The organism is Streptococcus gallolyticus subsp. gallolyticus DSM 16831, assembly GCF_002000985.1.
GTDB classification, from domain to species: Bacteria; Bacillota; Bacilli; order Lactobacillales; family Streptococcaceae; genus Streptococcus; species Streptococcus gallolyticus.
This window is the reverse complement of record NZ_CP018822.1, coordinates 1,826,902-1,851,526: the sequence shown is the minus strand read 5'-3', so window position 1 is coordinate 1,851,526 and position 24,625 is coordinate 1,826,902. Positions and strand designations below refer to the sequence as shown.

The window sequence follows — 24,625 nt, the reverse complement described above, 5'->3', positions numbered from 1 at the left end:
TTTCCGGTACTTTTTATTTCAAATCGTTCTTTTGTTGCCTATTTCGCTCGAAAATAATACCTCATCACAAGTGACAAAAATAAATAAAACTTGTGGTTAAAGCACGTCTATCAACATTCTGATGTGATTTTTAATTTTTTTAAATTTAGTTTTATGGTAAAATAAATGTAATTTTAGACGGAGCAAAAGGGAGTATAGGATTTATGACAACAATTAGGAGCGATAGGGAAGTTGCCCAGACGTATGCCAGTCAATTGGCAAATGCTTGTCAGAATCTCACTGCTGTTAGTGAGGTGACAAAAGATACCGTAACGGAATTAGAGGGAAATACACGTCATCATGCGGTGATTGACCAAGCCAAGTCCTTTTTGGCACAAATTACTGCTGCTGTTGAGACGGCTTCTGACCATCTGCATTCGGTGGCTAGTGACTTTGAAGCGGTTGACCAAGCAGGTGCAGAAAGTTTTGAGGGCGAGCATGACTGAAAAATGGGAAGCATTGAATCGTAAAGAACGCCAATTGTCTTACCAATTAGAAGATATTGAAAATACCCGCTTTCGAGCCGAACAAGTGTTGGGAGACTTTGAAAATTATGACTACGGCGGACGAACAATCTCGTTAAATAATGCATGGGATGCTGCTTATGGGAGTAAGTATGCGACTCAATTGGGAGAACAAGGCGAACAATTACATGAGTTGAGAAATCAAGTCTTTGAGACCTTTATTGACGGTGTTGATGAACTCAAACATCAAGCTCGTCAAATCGAAGATGAGATGGAAGCCGTTTACGTTGCTAAGCGCAAAGAAAGTTTAAAGTAATTTAGGGGGAGATTGAAATGGGACTTAACATGACCTTAGAGCAGTCACAGGCACAAGCTGAGAGTGTCGCTAGTGTCAGTCAGGCTCAAATTGAAGGCTATCAAGCCTTGCAACAAGCTATTCAGCAATTTGCGGATGACACAGAGAGTTTAACAGGGAAAGCCTATGAGGCAGCTAAAGCTTATTATCGTGCCGTTCTTTTGCCACTAGCACAAGGTGGCGAACTGTATGCGGAAATGTTAGCTAAGGCGAGTGCGAAACTGCCTGAAAATTATCAGGAGAGTGTGGATACTAAGAGTTGGAGTGAAGAGCAGCTCTTAGAGTACATCCGTCAGGAAGAAGACTTGATTAATCAACTAGATGAGATTAACCAATCCTTAAGTCGTTTAGAACTGCCAACGACGCAAAAACGCCAAATGCAACAAGGCACGGTTGACTTGATTCGTGGTCACCATGCTAATAAACGTGTCTATGAAACGATTTTAGAGGACTTACGAGCTTATAGTACGGATTCGGTTCGTTTATTTGATGAGTTAGATAATATTGCCTTGCAACTCTCAACGGGTTTAGCACAAGCAGAAACTAGTTGGAACGCTACGGACAAGTCGTTTACGATCCCAAGTGATTTAAGCTGGGCGACTTATTTATCGGCTTATTCTGCGACGAAAGATTTAGAGCTTAGCCGAGAGGAACGGGCATTTGTCAATACCATGATGACAGAGTATGGCTTTGATGTGGAGACCGCTAAGCAACTGCTGACCATTAAGCGGGGGATTGATAGTCAATTTTCTTATTTTGCAGGCTACACGTCACAGGAGCGTGATTATATCTTTTTACGTTTGATTGGCGCTGTGAGCTATGATGGCGTGAAGTGGGATGAAACAGCTGGTTATTTGAGCAATTATTTTTACACTGAGACCATTAGCAATTTCTTTACAGGTGATACGCAAAAAGTGCCTATGTCGCTTTTAGAAATCTTTCAAGTTTTAGGACTTAGTGAACAAGAAGCCAAAGAGTTAACTTATAATCTCCGATTGCAACATGCTTTAGCAAATGGTGGAAATACTGTAAAACAAATGCATGATATTGATTTTACTGAAGGTTCTGATACATATGAAAATGCAAAGATAAATTATAAAAATGCGTATGGAACAACGAAAGGTTTTGATGACTTTTGGGATGAACATTTAAAAGCTTATTCTAATAATGGAGCAGGGAATGCAGATTTTACGCACCAATCCATTACCATGGCAACACACTTGAATCCATCTGGTCTGCAATTGTCGGACTTTTATGGTGGGCGAGAACATGTGAAAGCTTTGGCTGGCTGGGAGGGTGATACCACCTATAATGCTAATGATGAGAAGCCTAGCATTGGTGAAGATGATTATAAAGCCGACTTGGATGCTGTTAATATTGTTGGTCGAATGGCACAAGGGCAATCTTATGAACGGGCGATGAGCGGTTATTATAGCGACGTGACTAAGGATGAGACCGTTCGTGAAAAAGAATTCTTGAAGAATGAAGATTTGGATAAGGTCAAAGGCACTATTTATGCTAGTCTAGTTCCTGTTGATATTCGTAGAAAAGGTGAAGAAGCGACAAGTAACTATATTTCTGAGCATTATGAAGATGTATCGAAGTTCCTTAGTCGTTTAGAAGCCGTGGGGGAGTAGTTTTATGAAAAAGAAACTCATTAGTTTAGTCATCTTATGTGTACTTGCTTTGTCAGCTGGGGTTTATTACTATATTCATCAACCAAAGAATATCTTTGATGAAATCTATTGGGAGATGAAAACAAATTATTTAGGAACAAATATTTTTTATCAGATTAAGGATGCTGAAATTAAGAATTATAAAATCTATGATAAAGATATGAATGAAACTAATAAATTTAGCCCAAGTATTAGCTATCCAGATTACTATTTAAATGATCGAAATCCTAATTTGAGAATAACTTTTAATTTATATCAGGAGAAAGGGTTTAATATCTATTTTGAAAAGTACATTGATTCCAAAGTGTCAATAAATTTTAGTGTTCATTATATAACTATGAAGAAAACATTAAATAAAAAAATTAGTATAACCAATTCAAATAACTACATCGAAGATGAATCAAAAGTGAAATCTTACTTGCAAGGCTATGGTATCACCGCCGCTGATTTAGAGAGTTATTATAACGAAATCGTCAATCAAAAAGTGTTAACAGACTGGTGTTCAATTTACGATAGCCAATTCTCACCTGAAGATTATGGCAATGTGACTGTTAAAACACAATGGGAAAATTGGTAAATTTTATGAAAAAGAAACTCATTAGCTTAGTCATCTTATGTGTGCTTGCTTTGTCAGCTGGGATTTATTATTATATTCATCAACCAAAGAATATTTTTGATGAAATCTATCAGGAAACAAAAAGAACATATCGAAGCAATAATATTTTAGGACAGATTGAAGATTTTGAAATTCGAGGTTCATGGCCTAGTGATAATAAAGATAATAAATATATGCCTTTTGGAGGGTATAGTGAAAAGGAATTATCTGAGAGTTATTCTGAGGTAAAAATTGGTTTTAATTTTGAAAGAAAGTATAGAACGTCAAATATCGTTTTTGAAAAACGAATAACTTCAAAAGTTAGGGTGAGAGTATGGAGTATATATTCTCATACTGATAGTGTTTTAACTAAAAGAGTAAAAATTGCCTTAGAGAACGGTGATTCAAATAACTACATCGAAGATGAATCAAAAGTGAAATCTTATCTACAAGACTACGGTATCACCGCCGCTGATTTAGAGAGTTATTATAACGAAATTGTCAATCAAAAAGTGTTAACAGACTGGTGTTCGATTTACGATAGTCAATTCTCGCCTAAAGATTACGGTGACGTGACTGTTAAGACGCAATGGGAAAATTGGTAAATTTTATGAAAAAGAAAATCATTAGTTTAGTCATCTTATGTGTACTTATTTTGTCAGCTGGGGTTTATTACTATATTCATCAACCAAAGAATATCTTTGATGAAATCTATCAAGAAACGAAAAAGACGTATTGAAGCAATAATATTTTAGGGCAGATTGAAGATTTTGAGATAGCAGAATGGTGGCCAACGGATGATCCTAATATTTCACAAACACCTTCTGGGTTATACAATGAGTCAGAGGCACCAGATGGCTATTCTAATATTAGAATCGGATTCAATTTTAAGCAACGTCGAAAAACAGTATCAGTATCTTTTCAAAAAGAATTGGACTCAAAAGTTAGTTTGTCACTATGGAGTATGTATAGCGCTAAAAAGCAAACTTTAACTAAAACGGTAGAAATTTTAATAAAAGAGAATGATTCAAATAACTACATCGAAGATGAATCAAAAGTGAAATCTTACTTGCAAGACTATGGTATCACCGCCGTTGATTTAGAGAGTTATTATGATGCAATCGTCAATCAAAAAATTTTAACAGACTGGTGTTCGATTTACGATAGTCAATTTTCGCCTGAAGATTACGGTGATGTGACTGTTAAAACACAATGGGAAAATTGGTAAACTTATGCAAAAGAAAATCATTAGTTTAGTCATCTTATGTGTACTTATTTTGTCAGCTGGGATTTATTACTATATTCATCAACCAAAGAACATCTTTGATGAAATCTATCAAGAGACGATGAATAGTGGCTATGTGTTTCGTCAATTAAGTGATGCAGAGGTGAAAAGCCAAGAAATTTATGATGATAATATGAATGAAGCAGGGAAGCATACAGTAGTGATAAACTATATCGATGAAGCTCTTCCTGAAGACTGTGCTAATATTGTGATTAATTTTTATCCTGAATTAGGAAAAGACATGAGCATTCGCTTTGAGTGGCGACCAAATTCCGATATTACTATTTGGTATTTAAGTTATTATAAGCGAAATAGTAAGACGCTTACAAAAGAAGTTGCTATTTTTGACGAACCAAGAAAAGCGGGAGAGTATATTGATGATGAAACTCAGGTAAAGGCATACTTAGAGCAATATCATATTTCAAGTGTTGATTTAGATAAACATTATAACGAAATCGTCAATCAAAAAGTTCTAACAGACTGGTGTTCGATTTACGATAGTCAATTTTCGCCTGAAGAGTATGGCAATGTGACTGTTAAAACACAATGGGAAAATTGGTAAGTTTAACTTTATAGCAAAAACGGCTAGAGATTTTCTGGTCGTTTTTGATTTGAAAGGATAGGAAATCTTTACCTTGTTTTCTAGTAAAGTGAATAGAAGTTTTTATCTTCGTTTTAAAACAATGACATAACAAAAAGGAAATGACTAGAAAATTCTAGTTGTTTTTTACATAACTTTTTATACATGTTTTAGTTTCTTTAAATATGAAAACGAATTATTAAAAAATGCTTATAATTTTAGATTTTGTATTTTTTTGCATAAATGATACAAAAATACAGAATATTTTTTCAATCAGAAATATTCTAAAATCTAAAAACATAACACAGGTTAAGTTTTTAGATAAAAAATAAACTTTTTTCGAGAAAAGACTTGACAGAATTCAAATTGTAAAATATATTTTTAACTTGTGAAAAATCAGTACATTTATTTTAAATGTATAGTTTTTTATACAATTATTGTTGAATTCGTTGTCGTCTTATTTAATCAATCGATTAAAAATGGCGTGCAATGCTTTGCTAAATAAATGGAGTTTGATGATGAGAAAGTTTATTAGAATTTTTTTGGTGTTATTGACAACACTATTAACACTCACAGGTATCAGTGCAAAGGCTGAGGAAGATGTGTTTTATACTGGCCATACTGGCTATAGTGATGGTAGTGATATGAGTTATAATTTTCTTCACACCTTTAGCTATGGAATAGATGAAGATGGGGGAAGTATACGAGCTTATTGTTTTAACCATGTCAAAAGTCGTCCACCGGCAGCATCAGAAGAAGGAGAGGCTAAATACCGAAAGATAGCTGATGTAGATTACGTTCGCTTGAAAGAAAATTGCGACAGCGACATGGAAGGTCAAGAACTCTACGATGCAATCATGAAGGTTATATACAATGGTTATCCTAATAACTGTAGTGGCATCAAGGAGAAGTATAATTTAAAAAATGGAGATTTTTGTGCTATCACACAGAAGGCTATTTGGCATTTTACAGATGGTGTCGATAGTGATGGAACTGGGGATTATAGTGCTTTGGGTGTATCGTCTAGTAAGAAAACAGCGTGGGATATAAGGGGCAAAAAAGCTTATCTTGAGTTGATTGATGTGGCTAATCTCAGCTATCCAGCAGGTGCCAAGCTTAATTTATATCTTTATGATCACGGAGCTGGGAGTGATGTACAAAATCTAATAACAGTAGATGTAGGATATACAAACTTATCTGTTGAGAAGGTCTGGAATGACAACGATAACCAAGACGGAATACGACCATATGCGATAGATGTTCAATTACTGGCAAATGGTGTAGAGGTTGAAGGACAAAAAATAGAATTATCCCGTTCTTCCAATAGTAATTGGCAAGGAGTTTTTAGAGGCCTTAGCCTCTATGATTCAGATGGCAACCCCATTGAATATAGTGTAAAAGAAGTAGAACAATATAGTGGAGAGCTAGATGGTTATCAGAGTACAGTTACTAATACTAAAAGTGATAGTGGTTATAGTTATACTATCACGAATACCCATGTTCCAGAAACGACAGAAATTTCAGGAACAAAAACATGGGATGATAAGGATAACCAAGACGGTAAACGCCCAAATTCGATTACAGTGAAGCTTCTTGCCGATTTTCGTTATGATGATGGAGAAGAGTTTGCTCCACAAGAAGAGATTGCTTCACAAGAAGTAACAGCTGATACTGATTGGAAATATTCGTTCAAAGACCTACCGAAGTATAGAGATGGAGTAGAGATTAGCTATTCTATAGTCGAAGAACCTGTCAGTGATTATGAAACTACTATTTCGGGCACAGATATTACCAATACCCATGTTCCAGAAACGACAGAAATTTCAGGGACAAAAACGTGGGATGATAATGATGACCAAGATGGTAAACGTCCAACAGCTATCACGGTTAATCTTCTTGCTGACGGTGTAAAAGTTGATTCCAAAAAAGTCACCGCAGCTGACGACTGGAAGTACGAATTTAAGGACTTACCGAAATATAAAGCTGGGCAAGAAATTAAGTATAGTGTAACAGAAGAAGCCGTTAAAGATTATGAAACAAAAGTTTCAGGCACAGATATTACAAATATCCATACCCCAGAAACGACAGATATTACAGTTACCAAGATTTGGGATGATAGAAACGATAAAGAGAAAAAACGTCCAGACTCAATCAAAGTGACATTGAAAGCTAATGATAAAGACCTTCAAACAGTAACTATCACGGCAGAGGATGATTGGAAATACGAATTTAAAGACCTCCCTAAATATGAGAACGGAAAGCAAATTAAATATAGTGTTACCGAAGAAGAAGTGACTGGCTATACGACAACAATCGAAGAAGATGAGTCAGGTAATTTTGAAATCACTAATAAAATTCCAAGAGACTACTTATTCCCTAGTACGGGTGGCAGTGGTACGATTTCTTATTATGTGATTGGTTTATTTATACTATTGGCTACAATCTTTATGAGCATTAGAGTTCGTAAAAATAAAGTAAAACTGTAAAGGATGTGGTGCTTTCGTTTAAATTTATGTAAATTTTATCAATGTTATCAAATTATTTATTTTTATGGAGGAATACAAGATTATGAAAAAGCTTAAGTTAATTTTGGCTACTTTATTGTCAATTCTTTTTGCCTTTACAGGTGTAAAAGCCTTCGCTGATGAGTCAACTTATACGTTGACAATTAACGGAACAACAACAGACCACACTTATGAAGCCTACCAAATTTTTAGCGGTGATATTTATACGACAGCTGATGAAAATGGAAATAAGGTAACTACCCTTTCAAACATTACTTGGGGTTCTGATGTTAATGCATTTACTTTTAACACTAGTTCAGATGCAGCTACAATCGCTGAAAGTCTTGACGGAGCTTCAGATGATTCAGACGTGGCAAAAACGTTTGCCACTACAGCAGCAGGCAAGCTAAAAACACCTACAAAAACAGTGACTAGTACAGCAAATTCAACAACCTTTACAGGTTTAACTGCTGGTTACTACCTCGTAAAAGATAAAGATGAATCACAAAATGGGAAAAATGCAGCCTATACTCGTTTTATCTTACAAGTTGTCGGTGATGCAACAGCACAACTTAAAAATGACACACCTACTGTTCAAAAGAAAGTAAAAGATATTAACGATTCAACAGAAACAGCATTGACTGGTTGGCAAGATTCTGCTGATTATGATATTGGAGATACGGTTCCTTTCCAATTGAAAGCAACATTGCCAAAACAAATTGACAATTATGACCATTACTATGTTGAATTTACAGATAATTTATCTGCTGGTTTTACATTTGATGGGATTACAAAAGTGACTGCCGACGGAACAACTTTGAAAGAAAGTGACTATCGATTAACTACAAGTAAAAACTCTGATGGCTCAACGAAAATTTCTGTTGTCATTACTGATGTGAAAGCTGTAGCTACTATCACTAAAGATGATGATATTGTTGTAGAATACAACGCAACTCTTAATTCAGATGCTGTTATTGGTTCAAAAGGTAACCCAAATACCGTAAAATTAACATACTCAAACAACCCAAATAACACTGGTAATGGTGAATCTAAACCAGACGATACTGGTGAAACTCCAGAAGATAAAGTTATTGTTTTTACTTACAAAGTTGTCGTTAATAAAGTTGATAAAGAGAAAAACCCTTTGGTAGGTGCTGGATTTACACTTTACAAAATGGTTAATGGCTCAAAAACTAAGATTAAAGAAATCAAAGCAAATGATTCAACATCTACTTTTGAATTCAAAGGTCTTGATGATGGGGCTTATATTCTTTCTGAAACAACAACACCGGATGGCTATAACACAATTGAAGACATTAACTTTGTAGTAACCGCTGAACATGATGTAGAAGCTGATAACCCAGCATTAACTTCACTTTCAGGAAAACTTACAACTGGTGATATTGTATTTGAATCAGACCTCTCTAAAGGTTCATTAACAGCTGAAGTAGTTAACGAAAAAGGGTCAAAACTTCCTTCAACTGGTGGCATGGGGACAACACTTCTCTACGTTGTCGGTACTATTATTATTCTAGCAGCTGGTGCTTTACTCATCACCAAAAAACGTTCGAGTGTTAAATAAATATTAAAAGGATATTATTCTAGGAAGTAGGAAAAATAACTATATAAATTTATCCTATTTTGCCCCTAAAGGAGTGAGGAAAGAAAAGCTTTTCTATGCTCCTTTTCCTAGTTATAATACGAGAATCTATGATAATAAAAAAGATTAAAGAGCATTATTTGACGGTTATTCTTGTTAGTATGTTACTAATTGGACTATCCTTGGTGCTATACCCAACAATTAGCAATTATTGGAATTCTCTTCATCAGTCCAGAATAGTTGCTGGTTATGTGCAAGATGTTGAGGATATGAGTGACGAAAATAAAGCCGATATGTTAGCTGCAGCGCAGGCTTACAATCAGACGTTGCGACAAGGTGTTACGCCTGGTTTGGATTTGTCAAACTCTGAAATAGACTTCTATAACAAAACCCTTGATGTTAGTGGTACAGGAATCATGGCATATGTCGAAATTCCTAAATTAAATACGATTTTGCCAATCTATCATGGAACGGATGAGGGTGTTTTACGGATAGCTATTGGACATATTCCGGGGACGTCTTTACCCGTTGGTGGTAAAGGAACACATGCTGTGATTTCAGGACACCGTGGTTTACCTTCTGCAAAGCTGTTTACTAATATTGACCGTCTGGCTAAAGGTGATACGTTTATGATTCAGGTTTTAGATGAAACGCTGACATACGAAGTGGACCAGATTTTAACAGTGCTCCCTAATGATATGTCTGCTGTGGCTATCGATCCAGAACAAGACTATGTGACTTTGGTGACTTGTACGCCTTACGGAGTTAATACTCATCGTCTTTTGGTACGCGGTCACCGTATTCCTAATAAAGAAAATGCTGTGCGTATCACTACCGAAGCTAGTCTGGAAAATAATCTGTTAATAGTAGTAGCTGTTATTATTGCTATTATTCTTTTAATCATAATAGGTATTTATCACAAATTACGACATCGCTAAAACTTATTCTCCTCTATTTCCCAAAAAAGTTAACATTTACGTAGCGATGATTTTCATATTTACTAACTATACTAACTGAAAACGACTAGAAAATCTCTAGTCGTTTTTGCTATGTTAGAAATGGTTATCTTAAAGTAAGTGATATTCTTTGAGTAATTCTTCAATATAAGTACCGTGAATTTTTTTGAGTGCTTCTTTAAGAACGGCTTTTTTTGCCCAAGGAAAATCAATTTCAGTTAGTGATTTTTGGTCATTCAAGTAATAAAGTGCATTGAGCATCATGCGAATATCGAAGGCTGATGCAAAAACTTCTGGAACGCCACGGTCAACATTTAATAATGTATAGACGGCTTCCATGGCTGTTCTGACAGAATACTCTGTGGTAAATACGGTATCTTTTGGAGTTTCAGCATAATTTCCGATGAAAGCAAGGTTTTTACTATGTTCTGGTACGACTAGAGGACGGTCTTTTAAGCCACGTGGCATGAAATATGTTGTAATATAAGGCATATGGCAAGGAATGGTAGAAGCTGCTTCAGCAATTTCCTTGATGTCAGTTTCAGGAACTCCCATGTGATAAAGCCATTCTTGGCAAAGCTCCTTACCACTACATTCATCAGGTCGTTTTTCGATATAGTTTCCCTTGCGGTCAGTATAAAGTGCGTAGAGCCAAACGACTAGCTCATTTTCTTTTTGAGCTTTAAAGTGTGGTTGGCGACTGATTGAATAACCTAAGAGCCAATTAGAGTCTTTGATACTCGTTGGTCCACTAGTCACAATTGAGCCACTATAAGGGTCTTTATGATTAATATTTTCAATATAAGGCGCAATGCGTTTGTCTTTAAACGTGATAGTGGCAGAAATTGTCCAATTGCTATCAGGGATATTTTCGCAGAATTTTTCAGGATGACCAAAGTCCTTGTCTTGGGCAGCTAATTTTTTCCATAATTCCCAACTTGCTCCCAATTCATGTGTAGTAGGGGCTGGATGGTCATTGTCACCGTAAGTGCTACTTTCTGTGATAGAGCCATTTGTGACAAAAACAAGGTCATCTTTAGTTAAAAAGATTTCTTGTGCTTGCTTGTCTTTTGTGAATTCGATTTTTGTAGCCACTTTATCGTTACCAGTACGATTGATGAGAATATTAGTAACTGTTGTATTGTAGCTAAAATCAACTCCGTGCTCTTGTAGATAATGAATCATTGGTAAAATTAATGATTCATATTGATTAAATTTTGTAAAACGTAGAGAGGATAAATCTTTCAGTGCATCAACGTGTTGCACAAAGCGCATGAGGTAGCGGCGCATTTCCATAGCACTTGACCATGGTTCAAAAGCAAACATGGTACTCCAATAAAGCCAAAAATTTGAAGCAAAGAATTCTTCTCCAAATACTTGGTCGATTTGGACATCTTCTAATTGCTTTTCAGGAGTTAAGACGAGGTCAATAATTTCTTTAATTGCTGTTTCAGAAAGTGTTAATTGCCCATCATCAGGAATAGCTTTTCCACGATTATGGATGACACGTGTTTTAGCGTAACAAGGGTCTTCCTTATTTAACCAATAAAATTCATCCAAAATGGAGTTTTCAGGATTTTCAAGTGAAGGAATAGAGCGGAATAAATCCCAAAGCACTTCAAAATGTGGTTCCATTTCACGACCACCGCGGATAATGTAGCCAAGACGGTCATTTTTGATACCATCCATACTACCGCCAGGAAGACTTAATTCTTCTAAAATATGAATGTGCTCACCAGGCATCTGTGCATCTCGAATAAGAAATACAGCAGTGGATAGGGCAGCTAACCCACTTCCGACGATATAAGCGGATTTGTTTTCAACATTTTCAGGTTTTTTAGGACGTGCAAAAGCTTCGTAATTACCATTTGAATAGTACATAAGCGTAACTCCTTTTCTATTATTGTCTCCATTAAAACGCTTTTTTCAAGCAAATAAAATAGACAGGCGGTCGCTCCTGTCTAGAATTTTGACAAATAAAGGATTTTGTCTAATTAAAGTTTTTCCAGTAACTGATAGATATGTTGTACCAGATCTTGTGGATTTTCTTGCAAGCCAGAATCAATCCAATCTAAAATGAAACCAACTAGCCCATATTTATAAAAATGACTGCGGAAATCAAGTTCTTCTTGTGTTAAATTAAGTTCTTTTTCCTTGAGAACAGGCTTAATCAATTCATAAGCTCTGTCATATAAAAAGTGCTCCAAGTAATTACGATTAACAGAATAATAAGTATTGCAGACAAATGCTTTATTTTCTTGAATATAGCGAAAAATAGCAAGCATTCCTTTTTCCCATGAATCATCCGTTCGATTATCACCAATCATTTGCTCACCGTCAGCAATATAAATCTGCTCTAGCAAATCGTACAAATCATTATAATGGTAATAAAAGGTTTGACGGTTAACATTTAAACGTTGTACCAATTCTGTCACAGTTACCTTATCAAAGGATTTTTCCTGCATAATCTCTTTTAAAGCTTTTGCAAAAGCCTGCTCAGTTAAGGTATTCATAACTTCTCCTCTATCGTGATGTTCTTATTCTACCATTATTTACCAAAGATAACAGTGTAAAAAAGTTCTTCCGTTATATAGTAACGTGAAAATATAAATGCTTAATTTAAAGGCATTTTGAACTATTTTTTATATGTGTAGTAAGGAAACTAACCAAGTAATATATTTTTAATCAATTAGGTATAGAATAAGGTTGTTAAGTTTTTTTATTTGCATATTCTAAATTGGTATCTTATAATATATCATAAAAGATATACAAAGAGGTATGATGTTATGGCTTTAGCTTATGATAAAAGTTACAATTTAAGAACTTATCAAAAAATTTATAACCAAGCAGAAAAAGTATTTAAGGAAAATAATTTAAATACCGCTCAGGCTTTAAATTTATTTCTAAAAAATGTTGCTGAAACAGGTCAACTTAATTTGAAAACAGAAGAAGAACTTAAAAGAGAAAAGTTGTTTAAAAATCTTCAAGCAGAGATTCAACAAAGTTATGCTGAATTTGATGAAGGGAAATTTTATACTGATGAGGATTTGGTAGAACGCTATGGATTATAAGAAGTACAAGCTTATCTATTCTCAAAGGGGCATTGACACGCTTGATGATATTTATCATTATATTGCTAATGAAATAGGCTCAACAATTAACGCTAAAAAGAAAATTGCAAGTATTAGGAAAGATTTACAACGCTTGGAGTTTTTTCCAGAGGGTGGTTTTGATGCTGATGAAAAATTTGGAAAGTGTCTGGATCCCAAGTATAAAACAAGAGGTTTAACGTTGAGTAAGGACTATATTGCCTTGTATAACATTTTGGAAAATGAGGTTCGTATAGCATATTTGTTACCTACTCGCAGTGACTATATGGATTTATTTAGATAAGTTACAATAACACTATGAAAATCGGAGATAAAGCATTTTTTAGTTTTTGGGAAGATAGCAGAGCTGTGACAAGTGCCAATCAAGCAAAGGAAGTCTTGGAGAAAGTCATGGCAATTGCTCAGATGCCTTTAGAATTAACTGGGAACGTCAGTCAGACGCGCGAGTTAATAAATCAGTTTTCGGATAACTTGGCACCAGACCATGTCTTTTGGCAAGAATTTGCAGAGGTTGTCCAACTTGCCTTTCCAGCAGAAAGCATGGCAGCCGATAATTTACTGGCTCACCAAATTCATCAATTTCGTTATGTGATTTCTGCCTACCAAGCACAGTGGGTACGAGAATATTTTCCAGCTCAAAATGACCGTTTATCCTTGTTGACTTATCTAAAAGGAAAGAAGAGACGACGTTTTTGGCGGAAACAATTTGATTTTGATTTAACAGAATCGTCACGCCTTCACAATAAAGCTCCTAAACAGCCTATTTTGGGATTTTCGTTACCCGTTAATTTGAAAATTGTAATGGGATTTCACACGGAATTTATCCTAGATAGCCAAGGGCGCTTTGCAAATGAAATTGACCCACAGGGTACCAATCATAATGGTATTATCAACGGTGCTAGTTTTAACTATGCGAATCAGAATGACAAAAGGCATTATGAACTTGATATTGCTCCCATCAAACCACATGATCCTGCATTTCGGAAACAAATCTTAGCCAATCAAGGCAATCGTTTTTCAGCGCCACTTTTAATTAAAAAACGCCAACACGAACAATGGGAGTACAGCTATTTTAATAAAAAAGGGCATTATGCCCAAGCAGGGAAATCTGCTTATCAGCAAGTCAAAGTCTTGCGACGCTCCTTCCAAAAGGAATTAAGAAAGTTGAAAAAATAATAGAACAAATATGAGGTATTTCTGTGGCAAGTCCAGTTGGGCTTGCCATATTTAGTGCAATTTATGGTATGATGAATGTAAGAATTTACGTTTTAGAGGTGTTAAATGGCTAAAGTTTATGTGGCAGATGATGAAAAAAATATTCGTGAATTGATTGCATCATTCTTACGTGAACAAGGACTTGATGTTGAGATTTTCGAGACAGGAGACCAATTGTTGCTGCGTTTTATGGAAGAAGAAGCAGATGTAGTGATTTTGGATGTTATGATGCCAGGGACAAATGGTGTTGAGATTGCAACCATGCTTCGTAAACGCTCTGATGTTCCCATTATCCTACTGACAGCGCGTGATAGTGATGCCGATTTTGTCAAAGGTTTTTCAGCAGGGGCAGATGATTATTTCACCAAGCCATTTTCACCGTTAAAATTAAGCTTGCGCGTGAAAGCTATTTTGGCACGCCAACCGCAATCGCAAGAAGTGGCTAAAGGAACCTCAGATGTCGTGACTTACGAAGCGCTGACCTTATCCGAGAAAGAACGCACGGTCACCTATGACAACCAAGTCTTAAAACTGACCAACACAGAATTTGAATTATTAAAAATGCTGATGAATCATGCCGAAGAGGCTGTTTCACGTGACGAACTTTTGCATCACATTTGGGGATACGAAAGTAGCATAGAAACACGGGTAACGGATGATACCATTAAACGCTTGCGTAAAAAATTGAGAGGAGTCGATAGTCATGTCCTTATTGAAACGGTTTGGGGCTATGGTTTCAAACTCACGAAAAAACAATAAAAAACAGCTCAGTCACCCGAAAAAAATATTGCAGAAAAAGCGTCGAAATTTGCGTTTCAAAACGACATTATTTGTCCAACCTTTAACCATTATTATCGTTTCTTTTGCTATTATTCTTTTAGTATTTAATGTGCTTTTGAAATTATTTATTGCTGAGCAGGCATTTACAGCTGTACAAAATCAATATGATACTTTGGACACCTTATATGTCGGTGATACTCCAGAAACGACAGCAGAAGGAAATATTTTTGAGACTACTTATGTCATTGCAGACGACTCTTTTGATATCAAGTACATTTCAGCTTCTATGTACGATTTATCAGAGAAAAAAATCTCTGAAAAGATTATTGATTATTTTTCAGATAATGACGATATTGAATGGTTTGATGATATTGATGAGGATGATGCAGACTATAGTGATTACCAAAATAGTTTAAATTACTTTAAAAAAGTTGAAATTGATGGTTCAGCTTACATGATCAAAATGCAGGAATATCCTGGCACATTAGCAGACAGTTATGTCAAACAAGACAATAATGACGATTCTCCAACATATTATATTTTCGTTTTTGCTAATGTCACACCGATTGAAGAATTGGAAGATTATATTAATTTTATATTATTAGGTTTGATGGTTATTGTCGGAATCGTTGCTAGTATCAGTATTTTTCTTACCGCTCGAAAACTTGACCGAAATTTTGGTAGTTTGAAATCTTATATTTTACGTGTTGGCAATCGCGAAAAAAACTTGCCAACAGAAAACTTTGCCTACCGTGAATTTAATGAAGTTGGGCAAACTGTTGAGCGGATGAATGATATGATTGATGCCAACCAACGTAGTCAACAACTCTTCTTTCAAAATTCTTCTCATGAATTGCGGACGCCTTTGATGTCTATTCAAGGCTATGCTGAAGGTATTAAAGAGGGGGTTATTGATGCCAAACAAGCAGCTAGTGTCATTGTTGATGAAAGTCAGAAAATGACTGATTTGGTGGATGATATTTTGACACTTTCGAAAATGGAATCCGTCCAAACACAATTACAGCTTGAAAAGCTGAATATTACAGACCTTCTTTATGATGTTAGTTGGCGCTTGAAAGCCAAAGCTGATGAACGTGGCATTACCTTTGAACATCACTTTGACGATGATTATTTGGAAATAGAAGCCGATGAAAAGTTATTGGAACGTGCATTTACCAATATTTTATCGAATGCTGTCCGCTACGCTAAAACACAAATCAGTATTTCAGGAAAGCTGATAGAAAATCAATTACAAATCACTATTTCAAATGATGGCGAAGCTGTTTCAGAGCAAGATCAAGAGCACTTATTTGAACGTTTCTACAAGGGAAAAGGTGGTCATTTTGGCATTGGACTTGCCATTACCAAGGAAATTGTTGAGCGCCATAAGGGAACAATCACTGTAATCTCAAATGTCCAAGAAACGAGTTTCATTATTTATTTGCCAGTAAAGTAACGAGGTAATAATAAAAAATACGAAGCTGAGCATCTTGTCTCAACTTCGTATTTTTGTTCTCATTTAGTCTACCTCAAATCTTTCAATCGTCTTACAATTTTGTAAGAGCGCAAGTGCTGAAATCTAGTAAACTAGACTTAGAAGAAATTGCCACACTTTTGCCACAGCTTTTCGATACTTTAGCCGAGATTTTTCAAAAAAGCTTGGTTATAATAGACATATAATATCGAAGAGAGGAAAAGATGACAGTTTCAAAAAAGTTTAAAATTGGTTTGATGAGTGTACTAGCAGTGATTTTAATAATCTTGTCTATTTACGCCTACAATAATCTTGGTTACACTTTAAGTAGCAAAGAAGCTTATCAAATTGCTTATCAAAATGCTGGTGTTGCAAGCAAGGACCTTCTCTCAAAATCTTTTGAGAAAAGTCGCTTGGGATTAAAGGCAACTTATCATATTACCTTAAAAACTGAAACGACGGATTACAGTTACACCATTGATGCCTCAACGGGTTCTATCATGCAACGGCAATTTCACGAAAAGTAACTGTTAAGACCCTTTAATTTAAGATATTATTTTAATGAAACGAAAGAGACATGGCATTTAGCTGGTAGCAGCTAAGTGATAAGGAGACTAAAATGAAAAAATCTAAGAAATCAATACTTTATATATTACTTTTACTGGTTTTACCGTTAGCACTTATTGTTTATCTTTTAGAACTATTTGGTCTGAAGATTATTAGTTGGCGACGTTGAAGCGATACTTTCATTTTTGAGACAAGGGAGGGGAATCTATGGTAGAAGCTGGAACTCAGAGAAAAAATATTCAAATTTTAACCGGAATTGGTTTTATCATTTCTATTGGATTGTTAATTTTCTTTAAACAACACCCAACATATTTCCAAGTTGGAGGAATCTTTCAAAGTTACCTTGGACAACTTGGGTTCTTTGCACCGCTTATCTTTATGCTCTTGCAAGTGATTCAAGTCGTTTATCCGATTATTCCTGGTGGGATGACAAGTGTTATTGGTTATATTGCATTTGGACCTATCTGGGGATTTATTTATAACTTTACTGGTATTTTTGCAGGTTCTCTATTAGCTTTCGGGCTTGCTAGACGTTATGGTGAGACTTTTGCCAAAGCCTTTGTCTCACAAGAAACTTATGATAAGTATGTCGGTTATCTAGACCGCAATGATGGTAAATTTTACGCTAAATTTTTAGGAGCAGCCTTTGCTCTACCAGGTTTTCCAGATGATTTCCTTTGCATGGTATCTGGGCTTTCAAAAATGACTTGGAAGAAATTTATCACGATTTTCCTTATTACCAAACCAGTGACACTTTATATTTACACCGTTGTGGCGTATAAAGGGTTGAACTATTTATTAACACTATTCCATTAATGATTTGATTGAATAAACAATAACTTCTTTTTGACATATGACAGCAAAAAATCCCTTACTCAATGTGAGCAAGGGATTTTTGTTTGATTTATTATTCGGCAGCTTTTTCCCATTTTTTAGCCAATCGGCGTGAAATTGTTGAAATGGTAAAGTTAATCACAAAGTAAATGGCAGCAATCAAAGCATATAGTGTAAAAACTTGGTCTGCTTCAAAGTAACGTCCCATCAAGATTTGGCTTTTACCAAATAATTCTTGAATAGCGATAACTGAATATAGCAATGACGTATCTTTGATAACTGTTACGAATTGTGAAATGATAGCTGGCAGCATTTTACGGAATGCTTGTGGAAAAATAATGTAAATGAAAATCTGGAAATTTGTCATCCCTTGTGCTAGACCAGCTTCTGTTTGCCCATCATCAACACCATTTAACCCTCCACGAATGATTTCAGCAAGAGCAGCAGAAGTAAAGACAGTGAAGGCAGTAATTCCTGCTGGCGTTGATTTCATTTGAAAGACAAGGAAAATAATGAAAATCCAAAGCAAGTTTGGAACATTGCGGACAAATTCAATATAAATACTTGAAATCCAACGAAAAATCGGATTTTTTCCGTTACGCATGACAGCAAGCACTGTTCCGATAAGTGTTGATAGTACAATTGAAATAAATGAAATATAAATCGTTAGCCACAATCCTTGGAGGATAAAGCTAATGTTGGTAGGTGTTAATACTGACATTTATTCTCCTCCTAAAGTGAATATGATTTCTTGTTTTCTTCTTCTTTACGACGTGCCCATGTTGCAAGAGGGAAACACATAATGAAGTAAAGAAGTGCTGCACCAGCAAAGGCAGGAACATAATTAGTTGTTTCATATGCCCAAGCTTTCGCTGTAAACATGATATCTGCTCCTGAGATGATAGCGACCGTTGATGTATTTTTAATCAAGTTAACCACTTGGTTAGTGAGTGGTGGCAAGATTGTACGCACCGCTTGTGGCAGGATAATTAAACTCATGGTTTGACTATAAGTGAATCCTTGTGAAAGAGCAGCTTCTGTTTGCCCCTTTGGCACAGCTTCAATCCCCGAACGAATAACTTCAGCGATATAAGCACCGTGGTAAATCCCAACGCAAAGAACAGCTGTGAAGAATGTTGAAATCATGATAACACCGTTAGTCATAATGGCAAGACCGTAATAAACGAAAACGAATTGCACTAGAAGAGGTGTATTCTGGAAAACTTCGACATAAACACGGGCAATTGCTTTTAGAACTCTATTCTTAGATGATGACATAGCACCAAAGATAACCCCTAAAACAAAGGCTAAAATCAAGGCGCAAATAGACATTCCCAACGTATATAAGAAGCCTTTTGCAAATTCACCAAAATTGGCAAAGAAATCTGCCCAACGTGAGAGGGCAAATGGACTTGCAGCTTCGGTTAATAAAAACATGTCAATCTCTCCTCTCTTAATTATCGTCAGCCGTTGCAGGCGTTAAATCGTATTTGTCATAAAGTTTTTGCAAACTACCATCAGCTTTCCAATCAGCAAGTAAGTCATTGATGTAATCAATCACAGACTGATTAGATTTTGTTGCCGCGATACCGTATTCTTGGGTGTTGAACCCTTCGTCAATGATTTCTGTTTTCTTGCTGACATAACCAGTCAAGATAGATTTATCAACAGAGAAAGCACTGATACGATTAGCATAAAGTGAAATGGCTAATTCTGGATATGAACCGAGTTGAACAAAATTAAAGCTTAGATTGTGTGCTTCACCATATTCTTCAATAGCTGATTTAGTTGTTGAACCTTGGGCAACACCGATTGTCAAGCCGTCCAAATCAGCAATACTATCATAACCTTTTGATTTATTAACCAAGAAACCAATCTCATCATAATAATAAGGGTCAGAAATCGCATAAGAAGCCTGACGTTCTTCAGTAATGGTATAAGTTGCGATCAAGATGTCAATTTGCCCATTATCTAAAAGTGCTTCACGTGTTTGAGCAGTAACTGCTGTAAATGAAACTTTAACCCCTAATTTTTTAGCGATTTTTTTAGCTAAATCAACTTCCATACCTTCGTATTTTCCAGTTTCGGCTGAATAATAACCAAAGTTTGGAACGTCTTGTTTAACACCGACTTTTAAAACGCCAGCGTCTTGAATTTTCTTGACTTGTTCAGATACGCTATCTGCAAATGTTATTTTGCCAGCAAAAAGTGTCAATAAAATAAGTGACAGACTGGCTAAAATGGCTAAACCTAGTTTTTTCTTCATAAGCATCTCCTTATTTCTGAGAGACAGTGTCACTTGTGTGATTAATGACTTTGCTCAAGAATTGTTTAGCACGTGGTTCAGTTGGGTTGTCAAAGAAACCTTGGACATCAGTAGTATCTACCAAAATTTCTCCTTCAGCCATAAAAATAATGCGGTCAGCAACTTCACGGGCAAATCCCATTTCGTGCGTGACAACGACCATGTTCATTCCTTCTTTGGCAAGATTTTGCATAACAGCAAGAACATCACCGATTGTTTCAGGGTCAAGAGCAGAAGTAGGCTCATCAAAAAGCAATAACTCTGGTTGCATTGCCAAACCACGAGCAATTGCCACACGTTGTTTTTGTCCACCAGAAAGCATTCCTGGGAATGAATCTTTACGATCCCACATGTTAACATAAGTCAAGTATTGCTCAGCGATAGCTTCAGCTTCTTGTTTTGATTTACCAAGAACCTTAATTGGTGCCAAAGTCACATTTTCTAACACCGTCTTATGCGGATATAAGTTAAAATGTTGGAATACCATGCCAACTTCTTTGCGAAGTTGCACAAGGTCTTTAGCTGTTGCAGAAGCAACCTCATGTTCGTTTACTTTTAAGCTCCCTGTGTCAATAGATTCAAGGGCATTCATTGTACGGATAAGTGTTGATTTACCAGACCCTGAAGGACCTAGAAGTACAACAACCTGACCTTTTTCAATTTCTAAGTTAATATTTCTAAGGGCATGATATTCCCCGTAGTATTTTTCGACATTTTTAAATTCAATTAGTGCCACACTTGTCTCCTTTTCAAAGATAAGATTTCTTTGTCAGATAATCTTACATCTGACATTATAAGTTAGTTTATATTAACATAAGGGGTACCAATTGTCAAATATATTCAGAAAATTTCAACAAATAAAGGGTTAAAAATAATAATTTGTTTCAAATGTTACTTTATGATGTCAAAAACGCCCAATGTTTCCAATTAAAGTCGAATTTTGATATAATTTAGGGTAGAAGTCATTTTGGTGACTAAACATGAAATCGTTGTTTGAGAATTTTTTAATAACTTACGAAGAATAAAGAGGTGACATATGAAAAAAATTCTTATCGTTGATGATGAAAAACCAATTTCGGATATTATTAAATTTAATTTAACTAAAGAAGGTTATGAAACCGTAACGGCTTTTGATGGTCGTGAAGCTATTACAAAGTTTGAGGAAGAAGATCCAGATTTGATTATCTTGGATTTGATGTTGCCAGAATTGGACGGACTTGAAGTGGCTAAAGAAGTTCGCAAGACAAGTCATATTCCAATCATTATGTTGTCTGCTAAGGATAGCGAGTTTGATAAAGTTATCGGACTTGAAATTGGTGCAGATGACTATGTAACCAAACCATTTTCAAATCGTGAATTGTTGGCGCGTGTTAAAGCGCACCTTCGTCGTACAGAAAATATTGAAACAGCAGTTGCTGAAGAAAATGCTTCTGCTTCAAATTCAGAAATCACAATTGGCGACTTGAAAATTTTACCAGATGCCTTTGTGGCACAAAAACGTGGTGAAGATATCGAATTGACACACCGTGAGTTTGAATTGCTACATCATTTGGCAACACATATGGGACAAGTCATGACCCGTGAATATCTTTTGGAAACCGTTTGGGGCTATGATTATTTTGGTGATGTGCGTACGGTTGACGTAACGATTCGTCGTTTACGTGAAAAAATCGAAGACACACCAAGCCGTCCAGAATATATTTTGACACGTCGTGGTGTTGGGTACTACATGAAGTCATATGAATGATACAATGTTACAAAATTTAACTTATTTTGAACAAGCCATTCTCTTTCTTTTAGCATTTGTCGCAGTTTATTTTGTTTATTTAGCGATAAGAGATTATCGAACTTCTGTTAATATTCGACGTTTGAGTGGTAAAGTGCGAGAGCTTATCACAGGAAAATACACAGAAGATATTATTATTGAAAAAGATAGAGACTTAGCTGAGTTAGCTGACCAATTAAATGATTTGTCAACAGTCTTTCGTTTAGCGCAGGAAAATTTGGCACAAGAAAAGAATCGTTTGGCGAGTATCTTATCTTATATGACAGACGGTGTCTTGGCGACTGACCGTGCTGGAAATATCACAATGATTAATCAGACCGCGCAACAACAACTCAATTTAGAGCGTGAAGAAGCTTTGCAGATGAATATTGTTGATATTTTGGGTTCTGATAGCACTTATAGTTATCATGATTTGGTGTCAAAAACACCTGAAATTGTCTTGAACCGTCGTGACGAAACAGGTGAATTTATCACTTTACGTATTCGCTTTGCTCTAAATCGTCGTGATAGTGGCTTTATTTCAGGGTTGATTGTTGTTTTGCATGACACAACCGAACAAGAAAAAGAAGACCGTGAGCGTCGTCTTTTCGTTTCTAACGTTAGTCATGAATTGCGAACACCATTAACATCTGTAAAATCTTATCTGGAAGCTTTAGATGAAGGAGCGCTCAAAGAAGACATTGCGCCAAGTTTTATCAAAGTATCTTTAGATGAAACAAACCGCATGATTCGTATGATTTCAGACTTGCTTAATTTATCGCGTATTGATAATCAGACGGTTCAATTGGAAGTGGAAATGACAAATTTCACAGCATTTATGACATCAATTCTTAACCGTTTTGATCAAATTAAAAGCCAACATACAATCAGCGGAAAACAGTATGAGATTGTCAGGGATTATCCTATTAAATCAATCTGGCTTGAAATTGACCCTGATAAGATGACGCAGGTTTTGGATAATATCCTTAATAATGCTATCAAATATTCACCAGATGGTGGAAAAATCACAGTTAGCATGAAAACGACGGAAACACAGTTGATTATCTCAATCTCTGATGAAGGGCTTGGTATTCCTAAGAAAGATTTGCCATTGATTTTCGACCGTTTCTATCGTGTGGATAAGGCTCGAAGTCGTGCCCAAGGTGGTTCAGGACTTGGCTTAGCTATCGCAAAAGAAATTGTCAAACAACATAAAGGTTTTATTTGGGCACAAAGTACTTACGGAAAAGGGTCGACCTTTACGATTGTACTTCCTTACGAAAAAGATTCTGAAATTTATGATGAATGGGAGGATGAAGAAGAGTAGATGTCTGAAAATGCTTTTAAATATAGTATTTTAGCCTCCGGTTCAACTGGAAATTCTTTTTATGTGGAAACACCACAAAAACGTTTTTTGATTGATGCGGGTTTGACTGGTAAGAAAATTACCAGTCTTCTTGCTGAAATTGACCGCAAACCAGAAGACTTAGATGCTATTTTTATTACACACGAACATTCTGACCATATCAAAGGGGTTGGGGTGTTAGCACGTCGTTATAATCTTGATGTTTATGCGAATGAAAAAACGTGGCAAATGATTGATGAGCGAAATATGATTGGAAAGCTTGATTTAGCTCAAAAACATATTTTTGAACGTGGGAAAACATTGACACTTGGTGACATTGATATTGAAAGTTTTGGTGTTAGCCACGATGCCGTTGAGCCACAATTTTACCGTTTGATGAAAGATAATAAATCGTTTGTTGTCTTAACAGATACAGGTTATGTTAGTGATCGCATGGCAGGGATTATTGAAAATGCTGACGGTTACTTGATTGAATCGAATCATGACGTTGAGATTTTACGTTCAGGCTCTTATCCGTGGAGTTTGAAACAACGTATCCTATCTGATAAAGGACACTTGTCAAACGAAGATGGTGCTGGGACAATGATTCGAACGATTGGAAATCGCACGAAGAAAATTTACCTTGGACATTTGAGTAAAGAAAACAATATCAAAGAATTGGCTCACATGACCATGGAAAATAATCTTATTCAAGCTGACTTTGGGGTTGGTTATGACATGAAAGTCTTTGATACCTCACCAGACGAAGCAACACCATTAACAGAGTTATAAAAGTTTAGGTTTGTGAAATTGTTTTTTTGACACTTCCCTTAGGTGGTGTGGACTGTCGAAGGAATCCAAGGAATTCTATGCCTAAGTTTTGAGCTTGAAATCTCAAAACTTCCGTGTGGCTGTTTTTATTGATGATTCAGCCACTTTCACCACGGCGGGAAGTATCGTTTTGTTGGGAGCAAAGCTTGCAAAGAGTTCTAAAATTGAACAAAGGTAATAATTATTTGTAACTTATTTTTGGTTATATAGTAAGTTTGATTACATTCTAACTGTCCGTTGGACAGTTTTTATTGTGTATTTACACTATAAATTCAAGACCAAAATAAATTGCATTAAATAGAAAGAAATTAAGGGGATTTTTTGGAGAAATTCCCTTTTTTATGA

The 24,625-nt window shown here is 35.8% G+C and carries 25 protein-coding genes and 1 pseudogene; 20 read left to right on the top strand and 6 right to left on the bottom strand.

The window, feature by feature from the left end:
* Positions 1 to 203 precede the first annotated feature (203 nt).
* From BTR42_RS09180 to BTR42_RS09135, 10 genes and pseudogenes are all read left to right on the top strand, one after another.
* Positions 204 to 485 (top strand): TIGR04197 family type VII secretion effector, encoded by a 282-nt coding sequence (locus BTR42_RS09180; protein ID WP_077497419.1) that lies wholly within the window; start codon positions 204 to 206, stop codon positions 483 to 485.
* Positions 478 to 819 (top strand): hypothetical protein, encoded by a 342-nt coding sequence (locus BTR42_RS09175; protein ID WP_077497417.1) that lies wholly within the window; start codon positions 478 to 480, stop codon positions 817 to 819. The genes BTR42_RS09180 and BTR42_RS09175 overlap by 8 nt, the downstream gene beginning before the upstream one ends.
* Before the next feature lie 17 nt (positions 820 to 836).
* Positions 837 to 2,495 carry a T7SS effector LXG polymorphic toxin gene (locus BTR42_RS09170; RefSeq protein ID WP_077497415.1) on the top strand — a complete coding sequence of 553 codons (1,659 nt, stop codon included), beginning with the start codon at positions 837 to 839 and terminating at the stop codon, positions 2,493 to 2,495.
* Between the two features lie 4 nt (positions 2,496 to 2,499).
* Complete coding sequence (locus BTR42_RS09165; protein WP_077497413.1) at positions 2,500 to 3,111, top strand: TipC family immunity protein; 612 nt, start codon at positions 2,500 to 2,502, stop codon at positions 3,109 to 3,111.
* Positions 3,096 to 3,734: a TipC family immunity protein gene (locus tag BTR42_RS09160; protein WP_077497411.1), complete on the top strand. Its 639-nt coding sequence runs from the start codon at positions 3,096 to 3,098 to the stop codon at positions 3,732 to 3,734. Before BTR42_RS09165 ends, BTR42_RS09160 begins: the two co-directional genes overlap by 16 nt.
* 5 nt (positions 3,735 to 3,739) lie before the next feature.
* Positions 3,740 to 4,357 (top strand): annotated as a pseudogene (locus tag BTR42_RS09155) (TipC family immunity protein).
* A gap of 4 nt (positions 4,358 to 4,361) precedes the next feature.
* Entirely contained in the window at positions 4,362 to 4,976 is a 615-nt protein-coding gene (locus BTR42_RS09150; protein WP_077497409.1) for a TipC family immunity protein, read from the top strand.
* A 536-nt stretch (positions 4,977 to 5,512) separates the two neighbouring features.
* Positions 5,513 to 7,480: a Cna B-type domain-containing protein gene (locus tag BTR42_RS09145; RefSeq protein WP_077497407.1), complete on the top strand. Its 1,968-nt coding sequence runs from the start codon at positions 5,513 to 5,515 to the stop codon at positions 7,478 to 7,480.
* A gap of 82 nt (positions 7,481 to 7,562) precedes the next feature.
* The gene (locus tag BTR42_RS09140; RefSeq protein ID WP_077497405.1) at positions 7,563 to 9,080 is read left to right on the top strand and encodes an isopeptide-forming domain-containing fimbrial protein; all 1,518 of its coding nucleotides are present in this window, start codon (positions 7,563 to 7,565) and stop codon (positions 9,078 to 9,080) included.
* A 131-nt stretch (positions 9,081 to 9,211) separates the two neighbouring features.
* A complete protein-coding gene (locus BTR42_RS09135; protein ID WP_231873091.1) occupies positions 9,212 to 10,036 on the top strand; it encodes a class C sortase in 825 nt (274 codons plus the stop codon).
* Positions 10,037 to 10,165: 129 nt separating this feature from the next.
* Here BTR42_RS09135 and BTR42_RS09130 read toward each other — a convergent pair whose 3' ends face one another.
* Complete coding sequence (locus tag BTR42_RS09130; protein ID WP_009854659.1) at positions 10,166 to 11,935, bottom strand: oleate hydratase; 1,770 nt, start codon at positions 11,933 to 11,935, stop codon at positions 10,166 to 10,168.
* A 113-nt stretch (positions 11,936 to 12,048) separates the two neighbouring features.
* On the bottom strand, positions 12,049 to 12,567 hold the full coding sequence (locus tag BTR42_RS09125) for a TetR/AcrR family transcriptional regulator (protein ID WP_077497401.1): 519 nt from the start codon (positions 12,565 to 12,567) through the stop codon (positions 12,049 to 12,051).
* Positions 12,568 to 12,840: 273 nt separating this feature from the next.
* Between BTR42_RS09125 and relB the strand changes: the two genes are divergently transcribed.
* From relB to BTR42_RS09090, 7 genes are all read left to right on the top strand, one after another.
* Positions 12,841 to 13,125 (top strand): type II toxin-antitoxin system RelB/ParD family antitoxin, encoded by a 285-nt coding sequence (gene relB, locus BTR42_RS09120; protein WP_009854657.1) that lies wholly within the window; start codon positions 12,841 to 12,843, stop codon positions 13,123 to 13,125.
* Complete coding sequence (locus BTR42_RS09115) at positions 13,115 to 13,447, top strand: type II toxin-antitoxin system RelE/ParE family toxin (protein WP_077497399.1); 333 nt, start codon at positions 13,115 to 13,117, stop codon at positions 13,445 to 13,447. The genes relB and BTR42_RS09115 overlap by 11 nt, the downstream gene beginning before the upstream one ends.
* Before the next feature lie 14 nt (positions 13,448 to 13,461).
* Positions 13,462 to 14,340, top strand: a complete 879-nt coding sequence (locus BTR42_RS09110; RefSeq protein ID WP_077497397.1) for a DUF3114 domain-containing protein — start codon at positions 13,462 to 13,464, stop codon at positions 14,338 to 14,340.
* Positions 14,341 to 14,445: 105 nt separating this feature from the next.
* Positions 14,446 to 15,138, top strand: a complete 693-nt coding sequence (locus BTR42_RS09105) for a response regulator transcription factor (RefSeq protein WP_009854654.1) — start codon at positions 14,446 to 14,448, stop codon at positions 15,136 to 15,138.
* Positions 15,083 to 16,615, top strand: a complete 1,533-nt coding sequence (locus BTR42_RS09100; RefSeq protein WP_077497395.1) for a sensor histidine kinase — start codon at positions 15,083 to 15,085, stop codon at positions 16,613 to 16,615. Before BTR42_RS09105 ends, BTR42_RS09100 begins: the two co-directional genes overlap by 56 nt.
* 242 nt (positions 16,616 to 16,857) lie before the next feature.
* Positions 16,858 to 17,160, top strand: coding sequence for a PepSY domain-containing protein (locus BTR42_RS09095; RefSeq protein WP_009854652.1), 303 nt, complete (start codon positions 16,858 to 16,860; stop codon positions 17,158 to 17,160).
* Positions 17,161 to 17,407: 247 nt separating this feature from the next.
* Entirely contained in the window at positions 17,408 to 18,016 is a 609-nt protein-coding gene (locus BTR42_RS09090) for a TVP38/TMEM64 family protein (protein WP_009854651.1), read from the top strand.
* A 91-nt stretch (positions 18,017 to 18,107) separates the two neighbouring features.
* On the opposite strand, the gene BTR42_RS09085 is transcribed toward BTR42_RS09090, so the two are convergent.
* The 4 genes from BTR42_RS09085 to BTR42_RS09070 are packed head-to-tail and all read right to left on the bottom strand — an operon-like array spanning position 18,108 to position 21,075.
* Complete coding sequence (locus tag BTR42_RS09085) at positions 18,108 to 18,755, bottom strand: amino acid ABC transporter permease (protein ID WP_009854650.1); 648 nt, start codon at positions 18,753 to 18,755, stop codon at positions 18,108 to 18,110.
* 11 nt (positions 18,756 to 18,766) lie between these two features.
* Positions 18,767 to 19,471: an amino acid ABC transporter permease gene (locus BTR42_RS09080; protein ID WP_009854649.1), complete on the bottom strand. Its 705-nt coding sequence runs from the start codon at positions 19,469 to 19,471 to the stop codon at positions 18,767 to 18,769.
* A 16-nt stretch (positions 19,472 to 19,487) separates the two neighbouring features.
* Positions 19,488 to 20,300, bottom strand: coding sequence for a transporter substrate-binding domain-containing protein (locus BTR42_RS09075; protein WP_077497393.1), 813 nt, complete (start codon positions 20,298 to 20,300; stop codon positions 19,488 to 19,490).
* A gap of 10 nt (positions 20,301 to 20,310) precedes the next feature.
* The gene (locus tag BTR42_RS09070) at positions 20,311 to 21,075 is read right to left on the bottom strand and encodes an amino acid ABC transporter ATP-binding protein (RefSeq protein WP_009854647.1); all 765 of its coding nucleotides are present in this window, start codon (positions 21,073 to 21,075) and stop codon (positions 20,311 to 20,313) included.
* A 300-nt stretch (positions 21,076 to 21,375) separates the two neighbouring features.
* On the opposite strand from BTR42_RS09070, the gene yycF reads away from it, so the two are divergent.
* The 3 genes from yycF to BTR42_RS09055 are packed head-to-tail and all read left to right on the top strand — an operon-like array spanning position 21,376 to position 24,241.
* Positions 21,376 to 22,086 carry a response regulator YycF gene (gene yycF, locus BTR42_RS09065; protein ID WP_009854646.1) on the top strand — a complete coding sequence of 237 codons (711 nt, stop codon included), beginning with the start codon at positions 21,376 to 21,378 and terminating at the stop codon, positions 22,084 to 22,086.
* Positions 22,079 to 23,431: a cell wall metabolism sensor histidine kinase VicK gene (gene vicK, locus BTR42_RS09060; protein ID WP_077497391.1), complete on the top strand. Its 1,353-nt coding sequence runs from the start codon at positions 22,079 to 22,081 to the stop codon at positions 23,429 to 23,431. Before yycF ends, vicK begins: the two co-directional genes overlap by 8 nt.
* The gene (locus tag BTR42_RS09055; protein ID WP_009854644.1) at positions 23,432 to 24,241 is read left to right on the top strand and encodes an exodeoxyribonuclease WalJ; all 810 of its coding nucleotides are present in this window, start codon (positions 23,432 to 23,434) and stop codon (positions 24,239 to 24,241) included.
* Positions 24,242 to 24,625: the final 384 nt, after the last annotated feature.